This window comes from Nonomuraea sp. NPDC002799 (assembly GCF_053592075.1).
Window position 1 is genome coordinate 103,848 of sequence record NZ_JBSFVA010000032.1, and the last position, 11,111, is coordinate 114,958.

General features: G+C 64.9%; 14 protein-coding genes. 5 read left to right on the plus strand and 9 right to left on the minus strand.

What is annotated here, in order from left to right; translation table 11 throughout:
- Nucleotides 1-4: 4 nt before the first annotated feature.
- Nucleotides 5-682 (minus strand): hypothetical protein, encoded by a 678-nt coding sequence (locus tag ACWD0F_RS39915; RefSeq protein ID WP_449886021.1) that lies wholly within the window; start codon nucleotides 680-682, stop codon nucleotides 5-7.
- Between the two features lie 439 nt (nucleotides 683-1,121).
- On the minus strand, nucleotides 1,122-1,754 hold the full coding sequence (locus tag ACWD0F_RS39920) for a DUF6461 domain-containing protein (RefSeq protein WP_449886024.1): 633 nt from the start codon (nucleotides 1,752-1,754) through the stop codon (nucleotides 1,122-1,124).
- Nucleotides 1,755-1,968: 214 nt separating this feature from the next.
- On the opposite strand from ACWD0F_RS39920, the gene ACWD0F_RS39925 reads away from it, so the two are divergent.
- From ACWD0F_RS39925 to ACWD0F_RS39935, 3 genes are all read left to right on the plus strand, one after another.
- Nucleotides 1,969-2,271, plus strand: coding sequence for a hypothetical protein (locus tag ACWD0F_RS39925; RefSeq protein WP_449886027.1), 303 nt, complete (start codon nucleotides 1,969-1,971; stop codon nucleotides 2,269-2,271).
- A 146-nt stretch (nucleotides 2,272-2,417) separates the two neighbouring features.
- A complete protein-coding gene (locus ACWD0F_RS39930) occupies nucleotides 2,418-2,708 on the plus strand; it encodes a hypothetical protein (RefSeq protein ID WP_449886029.1) in 291 nt (96 codons plus the stop codon).
- Between the two features lie 111 nt (nucleotides 2,709-2,819).
- Complete coding sequence (locus tag ACWD0F_RS39935) at nucleotides 2,820-2,999, plus strand: helix-turn-helix domain-containing protein (RefSeq protein ID WP_449886032.1); 180 nt, start codon at nucleotides 2,820-2,822, stop codon at nucleotides 2,997-2,999.
- A gap of 88 nt (nucleotides 3,000-3,087) precedes the next feature.
- Here ACWD0F_RS39935 and ACWD0F_RS39940 read toward each other — a convergent pair whose 3' ends face one another.
- The 3 genes from ACWD0F_RS39940 to ACWD0F_RS39950 all read right to left on the minus strand — a co-directional run bounded on the left by ACWD0F_RS39940 (nucleotide 3,088) and on the right by ACWD0F_RS39950 (nucleotide 4,603).
- Complete coding sequence (locus tag ACWD0F_RS39940; protein ID WP_449886034.1) at nucleotides 3,088-3,957, minus strand: PhzF family phenazine biosynthesis protein; 870 nt, start codon at nucleotides 3,955-3,957, stop codon at nucleotides 3,088-3,090.
- A 109-nt stretch (nucleotides 3,958-4,066) separates the two neighbouring features.
- Nucleotides 4,067-4,378: an EthD family reductase gene (locus tag ACWD0F_RS39945; RefSeq protein ID WP_449886036.1), complete on the minus strand. Its 312-nt coding sequence runs from the start codon at nucleotides 4,376-4,378 to the stop codon at nucleotides 4,067-4,069.
- 78 nt (nucleotides 4,379-4,456) lie between these two features.
- Entirely contained in the window at nucleotides 4,457-4,603 is a 147-nt protein-coding gene (locus tag ACWD0F_RS39950; protein WP_449886038.1) for a hypothetical protein, read from the minus strand.
- A gap of 206 nt (nucleotides 4,604-4,809) precedes the next feature.
- Here ACWD0F_RS39950 and ACWD0F_RS39955 point away from each other — a divergent pair, with 206 nt between their 5' ends.
- On the plus strand, nucleotides 4,810-5,712 hold the full coding sequence (locus ACWD0F_RS39955; protein WP_449886041.1) for a LysR substrate-binding domain-containing protein: 903 nt from the start codon (nucleotides 4,810-4,812) through the stop codon (nucleotides 5,710-5,712).
- Here the strand turns inward: ACWD0F_RS39955 and ACWD0F_RS39960 are convergent.
- The 4 genes from ACWD0F_RS39960 to ACWD0F_RS39975 all read right to left on the minus strand — a co-directional run bounded on the left by ACWD0F_RS39960 (nucleotide 5,647) and on the right by ACWD0F_RS39975 (nucleotide 9,038).
- On the minus strand, nucleotides 5,647-6,147 hold the full coding sequence (locus tag ACWD0F_RS39960; protein WP_449886043.1) for a DUF4158 domain-containing protein: 501 nt from the start codon (nucleotides 6,145-6,147) through the stop codon (nucleotides 5,647-5,649). The two genes, ACWD0F_RS39955 and ACWD0F_RS39960, sit on opposite strands and share 66 nt — an antisense overlap.
- A gap of 656 nt (nucleotides 6,148-6,803) precedes the next feature.
- Complete coding sequence (locus tag ACWD0F_RS39965) at nucleotides 6,804-7,169, minus strand: hypothetical protein (protein WP_449886046.1); 366 nt, start codon at nucleotides 7,167-7,169, stop codon at nucleotides 6,804-6,806.
- Nucleotides 7,170-7,448: 279 nt separating this feature from the next.
- Nucleotides 7,449-8,129, minus strand: a complete 681-nt coding sequence (locus ACWD0F_RS39970; protein WP_449886049.1) for a DUF4145 domain-containing protein — start codon at nucleotides 8,127-8,129, stop codon at nucleotides 7,449-7,451.
- A 189-nt stretch (nucleotides 8,130-8,318) separates the two neighbouring features.
- On the minus strand, nucleotides 8,319-9,038 hold the full coding sequence (locus tag ACWD0F_RS39975) for a PaeR7I family type II restriction endonuclease (RefSeq protein ID WP_449886051.1): 720 nt from the start codon (nucleotides 9,036-9,038) through the stop codon (nucleotides 8,319-8,321).
- A 134-nt stretch (nucleotides 9,039-9,172) separates the two neighbouring features.
- Between ACWD0F_RS39975 and ACWD0F_RS39980 the strand changes: the two genes are divergently transcribed.
- Complete coding sequence (locus ACWD0F_RS39980) at nucleotides 9,173-10,855, plus strand: HsdM family class I SAM-dependent methyltransferase (protein ID WP_449886054.1); 1,683 nt, start codon at nucleotides 9,173-9,175, stop codon at nucleotides 10,853-10,855.
- The last annotated feature ends 256 nt before the right edge of the window (nucleotides 10,856-11,111 follow it).

Sequence of the window (11,111 nt, forward strand, 5' to 3'; positions counted from 1 at the left end):
CGGTTCAGCTCAGCCTGCACGAGATGGACTCCACGACGTCGATGAAGCGCACGTCGTCCGGGCGGGCGGCGACGACGGTCGTCGCCGCGGTGTCGTTGACCATGAAGGCCGAGCGGGTCTGCACGGCGCCGGCCGCGTCTTGCTCGTCGACGCGCCACATCGAGCCGCCGCGCACGCGCTTACCCTTGGAGCGCGGGATCGACTCCGAGGCGTCCCCGACCGGCTTGACCTGGACGTTGCAGACCTGGTCGATGGTGTTGACCGCAAGCAGGTTGCCGAGCGTCAGGCCGGATCCCGCCCGCGGCAGCATGGTCAGCCCATCTGGCGTGTCCTGGATGTCGAACTTAGCCAGGATGTCCATGAAGGCTTCGAACGGGACACCCGTGCCGTTGAAGAAGGTGGAGACCTCGTTGTGCGGTCCCACCCACACCATGTTGGTGCCGCTCGCCGGGTCCTCCAGCGACAGGATCCGGCCGCCGTTCCACTGCGCCTCACGCACGGTGTAGCGGGCCCAGTCGCCCAGTTGCTTGGAGACGATCTCGGCGGATCCCGCCGGGGTGATCTGGAAGCGGGTGCCACCGGTGGGGCCGTGTGCCCAGATGATGTAGGCCCAGCCGCCGATGAAGGACCGGGGGTTTCCGTCGACGGTGAGACTCTGGCCGTTCGGTGCACGCACTTGCATGTAGTTGCCTTCCGCGGGGGGGGGAGCGGGCACGCCGAAGTGGCGTCAGCGTGGGGTTTGGGATGCGAGGGAGGTGCGCGTGTGCCGGGCACCTTGCCGCCACGATCAAGATCGATCGGAATATCTCATGGCGATCTACAGACGGTCAAGATTCTGCTCACGCGATGATCAGGAGGGAAGGTGCGTGGGTGGTCTGCGCCCTGCCGAAAGCTCATTCGCACTGTTCAAGCAGCATGGTGCGGCTCTCACCCGTCTCCTACCAGAGAAGATCATCCCACACATTTCTCGCGCGGCAGAGCCAGCCACGATCACCCCCGGGACCGCGGATCTCTCGGGAGAGAGGGCCTTCCACCTGCAGAGGACCAGCGGTTCACCGCAGATTCGGTAGCCGGAAAGACCTGGTGGCCACCCGCGACATCAGTGCACGCCGCCCTCGTGATCACTGACCGATGGCGCCGACGAGCAGGAGCCCATCGAGGACGCTCGGAGTGAACACCACGCCAGTGATCTTGGCCGCCAGCAAGAACGCACGCGAGATCCTATTGGTGTACATGTCATCCCACGTCGCCTCCCATGCCTCTTCATCCAACTTCTCCGGAGACAAGCCGGTTTCACGCATGAGCTCGTTGATCCGGTCCGGGTCGCTGCCCCACCGAGTGCCTGGCAGGTGCGGCGTGAAGCTGGTGACGAGCTCGCCATCTACCGCGTACACGAAGCTGTCCTCCGCATAATCGTGCCGTCCGACGGCCACCACCTCACATCCCCGGGACAATCCGGTCAACGGCTCGGCCAGCGTCGCCTGGAACCCCCGCAGTTCGACGGCCACGCCCCACTCACCGACCTGGACAACACCGACATAGTCGTCGTCGGTCATCCCTATGGACTCCCAGACCTTCACGGCGAGTTCGTGAAAGGTCATCTCCCGCCCTGCGTGTCCAGCCCCGAAGCGGCGCAGCACCTCGGCAGGTTCGAGCCTGCGAAAAAAGGACACGCAGAAAATCTCACCCAGCAGATCGTCACGGTCTCCTGGCGAGGCTTCTACCCAACGGAACGGGGTGAGGGGATCGGCCACCGCAACCTCCTTCGATGGTTTACAGCGCGTGACCGTTGCGGATAGCACATGGCCTTCTACCTGGGACGGAGCAATGTCGGCAGTCCCCCGTCCTCATGATCATTGCACGTATATCGCATGGCTCCCAGACACTGCGCTGTGCGTACGCTGCCTTCGCGGATAGAGAGAAGCCCGTTCAACTCCTCGACAGCTCAGGAGGGGAAGCAGGCCATGCGTGCCGTCGTGCGCGCGCGGCTGGAGCTACTTCGAGATATGGCCGGACCCGATCGAAGCGCTCTACCTGACCAGGGCTTACCAGCGTCGCGCACGTCTTACCCACCGGCTTGAGATCCCATCCCTCGGCTTTGACGAGGCGGTCACGCTGCTCAGTGGCTGCGGACTTCAGCACCTCATCCTGGGCGTCGTCAAAGGCACAGACCCCGCCTACCACTTTCAGCTCTTCCTGGCTCCCGACGCATCACGTGTGGTCGCTTGCCTTGGCGTCAGCCAGCAGGCGCGCAAGGCTCACCACCCCTGACTGAGATCACCTCGGTGCTGGAGGCCGGCCGGCAGCGTGGTTGTACGGTGGCCGCCATGGATGCGTCATATGCGGCTGAAGCTCGCAGGATTTGGCAGACCCATGTCCCACGTCGAGGCCAGTCGGCCACCGTCCAAGGCGAGTTGTTGCGTGCAGTCGAGAAGCTTCGAGATGAGGCGCAGCGGAACGGAAACGTCAACTGGGACGAGCACTATGAACGTCTCCTGGCCTACCTACGCGAGACCCTCACCAGGTCGGGACTCTTCACCGAGGGGACCTTGGCAGAATTGGCCATGGACCTGGATCGTCTGGCCGACTTCGAACGCCCTCTCACCAGTGACGCACCTTTCGACCGCATCACGTACCGCGTCGTGGACTGGTGCCGCGCCCAGCCCGAGCCGGTACGGCATGAGCAGGATCCACATCTGCAGCGATAAGCATGGCCGGCCTCCATAGAGCAGAAGCGTCCCGGACAGGCATACCTGACCAAGCCAGAGACCGACTCAGAGGCGAGGTCATCGAAGTGGGCGCAGTCGCGGCACCCAACCGTGTCAGCGCGCGCCCGCGCCCGAGGCCGCGTCGGCGGCCGTCCTCGCGCCCTGACCTCCGAACGGATCGCCGACGCCCGCATCCTGCTCGGCACCGGACACACCCGAACCGCCGTCGCCGCCAAGCTGCGCGTCTCCCGATGGACACTCAGCCGCGCCCTCGACACCGCGTCCCGCTGACGGCCGCCACCGGGTGCCAACGCTCGACCGCAGCGGACAGCCCCCGCCCCATGCGCGGATCGCAGAAGAGGACGGTCTAGTCGTCGCCTCAGTGTCCGTCGCGGACCACCGCTAACCCGCCGACCCGGGTCGTGATGCCCGCCGGCCCGCGTCGGGCCGAAGCGAGCACGCTGGCCGGTCGACCGAGGGTGTCGCCCTGCTCCACCTCGATCGCGACCGTCTGCGCCCCTGTCGTGTCGAGCAGGTGGGCGGCCAGGCAGCCGGTGCTGTTGGCGTTGGCGACGTCCTCGTCGACACCGATCGCCGGCGCGAACATCCGCGCCGCACCCGGTCGGTCGCCCACCGGCGGTACGTACACGAAACAGCCGAGGAGCCCGTACCGCTGGCACGCCGCTGTCAGCCTGCCGAGGTGTGGGCAGACTCGGAGCAGCGCCGACCGGTCGTGGACCGGCACCAGCATGCGTGGTGCGCCGGGCGCGGCGATCCGTGGCGCGTCGGTCGGATGCGGGTCGTCCGCGGTGAGCCCGAGCGCGGCGACGATCGCGGCGCGCTCGTCCGATGCCGGGTGACGCAGCGCGACGAGGCCCTGGTCGAACCATACCTCGATGCCGGCGGGGCGGCGGATCGCGACGGTGTCGAACGTGCGCCCGCCGGTGTGTTGGCGGTCGTTCAGCTCGCCCAGCGCGGTGCGGGTCAACCGGACGGCCTGCGCGGCAACGGTGCCATGGCCGCAGCCGGACAGTTCGGCGGTGGCGGTGAAGAACCGGACCGGCCAGCCACCGTCCGGCGTCCGCCCCGGGCCGAGGAACGCCGCGTGCGAGGTGCCGGCCGCAGCAGCGACCGCACGCCGGTCCGCGTCCGTCGCCGCCGGGTCGTCGTAGGTGACGGCCGTGGGGCTGCCGCCCCGGCCGTCGCGCCGCACGCACGCATCAACCACCGTGACATCCTGCCAGGACATCGGCCCACCTTTGACGCTCAACGAGCCGGCAACCGCGAACGGTGTCCGCCGATAGCCGGACCTGGCCGCAACGGCCGACCGAACGCGTCCCGGAGCGTACCGTCCTGCCTCAGCCGGTGCCGTCCTGCACCGGATAGTGGATAATGACCGCACCGCCGGTGGCGTAGTTGGCGACATCGGCGGCCACCCGCTGGCCTTGCGGCGACTCCCGCGCCGCGGCCATGGCGGCGGCGTCAGCGAAGTCGCCTTCGAAGACCGCGAAATACGGCGCTTCTCCCTTGGTCGCCGCCACGTCGAAGCTGTAACGCCACGCAAGCAGGTCGGGCCAATTCATGACCAGTGGAAGGTGGTTGGTCACGTAGTAGTCGCGGAAGTGGTCAGGGTCGGCGGGCTTGGGATAGAGGACCACCAACTTATGCATGACGACCTCCGTCCAGAGACGAGACCATAACACTCCGGGTGACCTGGGAGCTCCTGCTAAGAACTGCCGCCGACCTCGCTAGGTGCGGAGCATCGGGATCTGGGTGAGGACGGAGGTGGTTTCGAGGAGCGCGTGGGAGTCGGTGGCCAGCCACAGCGGGAGGTCGCCGACGAAGGCTACGACATCGGGGCGGGCCCGGGTGGGTCGGGTCGCGCCAGAATCCATAGTCGAGCACACCGGGCTCGGTGGCCGCGGCCTTCGCGAGAGCCGTTGGGGCGGACTCGAAATCGGCGGTGTGCGTGAGTGCGATGTCCGGTACTGCGGTCAGTTGAATCGCCATATGCGCAGGTTAGGGCTTGATGTGCGGTCGAGGGAAAGACCGGTACGGGATAGACTCAGAACGGATCGTTATCAATCGGCAGGGAGGGCACGTGGCGCCGGATACGGTGAGCCTGCGGTACTTCCTGGTGCTGGCGCAGGAGTTGAACTTCACCCGCGCGGCCGCACGGATCGGTATCGCACAGCCCGCACTCAGCGCCCGGATGCGCCGATTGGAGGCGGAACTCGGTACGGCCCTGCTGGTCCGCAACACGCGTAGCGTCGTATTGACCACGGCCGGTGCGGCTTTGGCGGAGTCCGCGCCGCCCGCGCTGGCGGCGCTGGACCGGGCATGGGACACCGCCCGGAGCGCGGCGGCCGGCGAACTGGGCACGCTGCGCATCGGATACAGCCTCAGCGCCGGGGCCGAGACGGCACCGGCCCTGGTGGACAGGCTGATTCGCGGCAACAGCGGACTCGAGGTCGGCGCGGTCCCGATGGCGACACCGGAGATCTCCCCCGCGGTCGCCGACGGCCGCATCGATGCCGGGATCACCCGCGGTGAACAGCCGGGCCGTGGCGTGCGCCTGTTCCTGCTGCGGCGTGAGCGCATCGGGGTCCAGCTGGCGCAGCACCATCCGCTGGCCGAACACCCGGAGATCGAGATCGCCGACGCGGCCGCGTATCCGCTGCGACTCCCGGACCGTGCGGCCAACCCCGTGATCCACGATCAGCTGTCCGCACTGTTCCGAGACACCCGACCACACCCCCGATTCCACACGCCCGCAGTCTCTTTCGACATGTCTCAGCGCGACCTGCGCGACGGGGTCACCCTCGCCCCGGCCGGAGAAGCCGCGGTCACGGCATCACCGGCCGGTCTCACCTGGCGACCGCTGCGGGACGCGCCCAGCCTGACGATCCACCTGGTCCTCCCACGCGAGCAGTCGCCACTACACCGCCGCATCCGTGCCGTCGCCAAAACCCTGGCGCACGAGCTGCACTGGCTGCCGGACTGACGCGCAAGAGGTCAAGCGAGACGGACGTCTGCGGTGGCGAGGCCGAAGACCTTGCGCCCGGCGGACTTCGCGGTGATGACGACGACAGCGGTCTTGCTGAATGTCCGACACGACCTCGCTACGCCGGCGGATCAGCATCCGATGATGGCCGCGGGTCCGGTCCGAGTCGTACACCGCGGCGACGCCCTTGCCCAGCCCGAGATCTCGGCGGTTGTGGGCCACCACTGCCTCCGGGACGTCATCCAGCCGGGGGAAATAGCCCATCCGGTTGAAGCACTTCAGCTGCACCATCAGTGCCAGCAGGTGGTTGTCCGACCGCACCTGCCCACTCGCCCACGCGATCTCCTCCGTCTGCGGCGTGTAGAACACGTGCAACTCCCGGGCCGACAGGAACCGCTTGAACCGCGGATACGCGGTCCGCTCGATCGACGTCACGCCACAACCCCAGACCCGTAAATATCAACCCATACGGATCGAGGAACGTACCAAAAGATCAACTACGCCGAGGGCTGAGATCGATCACATCCGGGAACCCCTGCCCTCACCAGCGCAAACCCGAGGGCCGCTCAGCCTATTGCCGGTTTCCGCCGTACCTTGGCTGCACCCCACATGGTGCCTGTCCTGCCGTGGTCCCCACGCCCGTGGGGATGATCCTCAGGCGCCCCGGGCATCCCGGGCGCTTCTGGCGTGGTCCCCACGTCCGTGGGGGCGATCCGAGGTCGCTAATGAGCGCACCCAGGTCCCAGGGGTAGTCCCCACACCCGTGAGTGATCTGGGTCGGCTGCATAGGCGTGGAAGCTCTTGATCCATTGGGAACGCATTGGGAACGATCAACCGTAGACGGCTGGGGTCGGCCATTGACGACCGGACACAATGCGAGAGGCCCGTCACCGCGTTTCCGCTGGTGACGGGCCTCTTCCTGCTGGTGTGGCAGGTGCAAGGTTCGAACTTGCGTAGGCTGAGCCGACGGTTTTACAGTGCACCGCGTATTCAGCGCCGTCCTCCTCGTTGACCTCGACGAACTGCTGTTGCCCTGCAACTGGCCCTGTAGATCATCCCGCGAATATCCCGGATCTTGCTGCTCCGACCATTCAGCCCCTGTCCGTCTGGTCAGGGCCATCGTCATCGCGTCGATCAGCCGCGTCTTCGGCTGCGACAATAGTGGCGTCGATGTTGAGTGAGAGCTCTTGCAAGATCTCCTCGCGTGACTCGCCTGTCACATCGCTGAGTCTGTGTATGAGGTGGTTGGTGGCGAGACTGGCGGCCACAAAGTGCCAGTTCATCGTGGTCCGGGTGGCGGTGCTGGCTGCGTCCAACGCTTCCTTGGCGATGACCCACTGCCAGCGCCATCGGTAGGGACGCAGCTTCACATCGAGCCGAATAGGCCCATTAACCTCGGAGATCAGGCGGGCCTGCTCCGGCATCGACAGGGAGTTGTCCCCCATCACCGTGAGCATTCGCATCCACCGCGCCGCAGTTTCTCGCATAACGCCCATAGAGACGACGGTAACCCGGCGCGCGGGACGCGCCTACTCCGCCTGCCTGATCATCCCGTTCGCCGTCGACCCGCCCGAAGGGGAAGCGGGCCAGGGCCACGGGGACAAGGTGGAGCCCCCAACTGGAGGAACGACCTTGTCCCCGTGGCCCTGGCCCGCTCGGCTTGTCCCGGGTCGATGGTGGACGGGATGATCAGGCTTCCACCTCAACCACCTACGGCCCTACGCACCACACGGCGATCATCCCGGTGCAGGAGCGCCCCCGCCGGAGGCATTCTGCTGTGCCTCATCTCGGCGCTTCTTGAACGCGTTGAAGCGTCCAGTAAATAGGTACAGATAGTCCAAGAGAGCTTCGGCCAATTCGAGAGCGTCCTGCGCGTCTTGGCGAGCGACTGGACGCCCCGTGAAGTGGGCTGCTTGATTCCCGAGTACGCGTAGCTCCTGCGCCCACTCCAGAAGCCTGCCTTCGATCAGCCCCTGACGCTCCATCTCTTCAAGCGCGCGGACCAGGTTCGTGGCGCTGATGTTGTGATCGGAGCAGACCCCTTCCAGCACTCGTCGGACCATGACGACGGTAGCCGTGTACGCGTCGGCGTTGAAGCAACGTTGCGCTTCCTGATGCTCGCGGCGTAGTTCCTCTGGGATGACAACTGCGCGGACATAGCTTCGCTGGTCGGAGATGGGCCAAACCACATCTGCTCGGGTAGAGCGCACCCGCTCTTCCTCTGCGTACTCATCCCAGATGAGCTCTTGGTGGAGCACGCTAGGAGCAGAGCAGTGGTAGCACGTGGCGATGGCTAAGCGGATCTTCTGGTCATCGTGCTCGCCGCTCCGGCCGGTAACGAGTTCTGCCTGCTCCTCGGCTGCCTGGTCTTCACCGCAAGCCCAACAGTTGATTTCGTACTGAAAGGACGATGTCACGACGGCAATGTAGCGAGACCTGATCGCTGATGGATAGCAATTTTGAGCGGCGTGGCCCGAGCGCGGGCGCGCGCGAGAACGGCCCCCAGGCCGCACGCGCAGCGTGTGGCCGCGAGCGGGCCACGTGGCGGCGCGGAGCGCCGCCCTTGATACCTTTGAGATCAATTCGGCAATGTGCGCTCAGGCCGCTCAAACCGAGCCCGTCCTGCGTGACTTCAGCACAGACTTCACGAAGTCCACGCGAGCTCGGATCTGGATGGAGAAGGCTTCAGCGGTCGCAGTGGCAACCGGCTCGTTACAGACGATGCCTTCGTCTGTAACCTTCGTCGTCACAAACCAACCGGCCTGATATATGTTTTCTCCTAGGAAACGCCGGACCATCTCCTGATAGCGCTCGCTATAGGACATTCCCTCAAATACGGGATCAGTCGGAAAGAGCGCGACAGTCCCCCGGTTCCTCAGCTCGCTCTCGTCGTCCTCTTGGAGGATGAAGACGTATCCTAGCCAGGCCCCCACATCGCCGTAGGGATTGTTCTTGATCTGCGCTGCGTGTGTGTCTGTTGCTGAGCCGAGTGCTTCCTCGAACCGGTTGTTGAGATTCTTGCCCACACTTCCGACCATGGACTTGAACTCGAAGGCTGCAACTAACACATCCTCTAGAATGACGACGAGATCCCATTGCTTGCGAACTCTGTAGAAGCCCGGCAAATACGCCTGACGGGTCGTAATGCATTCCGCCGGAATACCTGCCTTTAAGAACTCGTCAGCAACAAGTTGCTCAATTCCGCCCATATGACCGTTCGCGCGCGCTGCACCGCCCGACTTCCCCGCATCTTCGAGCCTGGCCCTCTGACTCTCGCGTGTAGACCAGAACGATTCGATGGCGCGCTGTACGTCGTCCTTGTGCACTCTCGGTGCTCCCCTCGACCCCGCATCAGGTCATGAATGCGATCAAGGCTACGCCATGATCACAGCTTGCGTGCGATGCAACGTCCGAACCTGTTGGCCGCCCTCCATCCCTAACTCCCCGTAAGGTGGCGCTTGTGGAAACGCTCGCCCTGGACATCAGCCTCGTCCCTCGTGCCTCGCTGGAAGAGATCCCCGACGAGGCCCTTGAACACGGTGAGGTCTTCACCCGTCGATGGATCGTCGAGATGATCCTCGACCTCCTCGATTACCGATCTGACCAAGACCTGGCTGCGCTCCGGCTGATGGAGCCAGCCTGTGGCCGCGGGGCGTTCCTGGAAGTCATTGCCCAGAGGGTTAGCGACTCTTGCCAGGCGCACAACCGAAACATCATCGAGGCGATCAACGCCGTCTCGGCCTTCGACCTCCTACCTCGGAACGTGATGGCGGCACGGACACGTGTCGAACATCTGCTGACGGAAGGAGGGTGGCCGGGAGATGAGGCGGCCAAGGTAGCCGAATCATGGGTTCGCCGTGGTGACTACCTCCTCGAACAGGAGAAGCGACCAAGCGTGGATGTCGTGGTCGGCAATCCGCCGTACATCCGACTGGAAGACGTTCCGGAGAAGCGAACGAACCTCTACCGCACGCTATGGCCGACGATGGTAGGCCGAGCAGACATCTACATCGGATTCTTTGAAGCTGGCCTCCGTTCCCTCAGCGAAGGGGGCCGACTCGGCTTCATCTGCGCCGACCGGTGGATGCGGAACCAATACGGCCGGGAGCTGCGCAAGCTGGTCAGCGAGGAGTTCGCCCTCGACGCCTGCGTAACCATGCACGACGTGGACGCCTTCGAAGAGCAGGTAGCCGCGTACCCGGCAGTGACCATCCTTCGACGCGGCGGACAGGGGTCGGCGGTTGTCGCCGACACCAAGCGAGAGTTCAACGACATGGCGGCCCGCGACCTGGTGAGCTGGGCGCGCAGCGACCACGATGAAGCGAAGCAGACCCCCACCTACGAGGCGGCGCGGATGCCGCACTGGTTCTCCGGTGATGACCTATGGCCATCCGGCTCGCCCGCGCGGTTGGCAGCGCTGGAGGATCTGACGGAGCGCTTCACGATTCTCGGTGATAAGGCGTCCGGTGTCCGTGTGGGAATCGGTGTCGCGACCGGCGCTGACAAAGTTTTCATCACCAACGACGCTAACCTCGTGGAGGAAGAACGTCTCCTCCCTCTCGCGATGGTGCGCGATACCACAAGCGGGCACCTCACATGGAGCGGAAATTTCCTCGTCAATCCGTGGGATGAGGACGGACGACTCGTCGACTTGGGCCGTTACCCGCGACTCGCAGCTTGGTTCCGCCGAAACCGCGCAGCGCTCAGCGGGCGGTACATCGCTAAGAAGGCCCCCGACAAGTGGTACAAGACCATCGACAAGGTTGAGCATGGTCTCACCGCCCGGCCTAAGCTGCTTTTTCCAGATATGAAGCTCAGCAGTCATCCCGTGCTGGACACGGGCGGCTTCTATCCACACCACAACCTCTACTTCGTAACCTCGGACTCGTGGGACCTCGAAATCCTCGGAGGCCTGCTGCTGTCCAAGGTCGCTGAGGCGTTCGTCGATGCCTTTGCCGTGAAGATGCGGGGTAAGACGCTCCGTTTCCAGGCCCAGTACCTTCGCCGAATCCCCGTGCCCAATCCCAGCAACATCTCAGCGGAGCACAAGGCCCGGCTCGCCTCAGCATTCCGCGAGCGGGACGTTGAGTCAGCAACAGCGGTGGCCCTGAAGGTCTACGGCCTCAACGAGTGGCCGAGTTGAAGCCGCAGTGCACGTTCACCTGAAAGTTCGGGTTACCGCTGACAGCATCGACGAGGCGGAACGCATCGTCCGGAGACCTACCGTGAGGGAACTTCGTCGGCTATGCCCAAGGCCGCATCCGTGATCAGGGCATCCGCCTAGAACCCTGATCGACGCGGCTAGGGACTGTACGGTCACTGGTGTAACTCCTGATCAAGGAGAACACACCTGATGAGTAATGTGATCCAGGCATCGACGGAGATCGACCTGGAGGACG

Bases quoted from the DNA above. Each gene is read 5' to 3' on its own strand.
- ACWD0F_RS39965 (WP_449886046.1), bottom strand. From the start codon at position 7,169: ATGCTCACGGTGATGGGGGACAACTCCCTGTCGATGCCGGAGCAGGCC.
- ACWD0F_RS39945 (WP_449886036.1), bottom strand. From the start codon at position 4,378: ATGCATAAGTTGGTGGTCCTCTATCCCAAGCCCGCCGACCCTGACCAC.
- ACWD0F_RS39915 (WP_449886021.1), bottom strand. From the start codon at position 682: ATGCAAGTGCGTGCACCGAACGGCCAGAGTCTCACCGTCGACGGAAAC.
- ACWD0F_RS39940 (WP_449886034.1), bottom strand. From the start codon at position 3,957: ATGTCCTGGCAGGATGTCACGGTGGTTGATGCGTGCGTGCGGCGCGAC.
- ACWD0F_RS39950 (WP_449886038.1), bottom strand. From the start codon at position 4,603: ATGGATTCTGGCGCGACCCGACCCACCCGGGCCCGCCCCGATGTCGTA.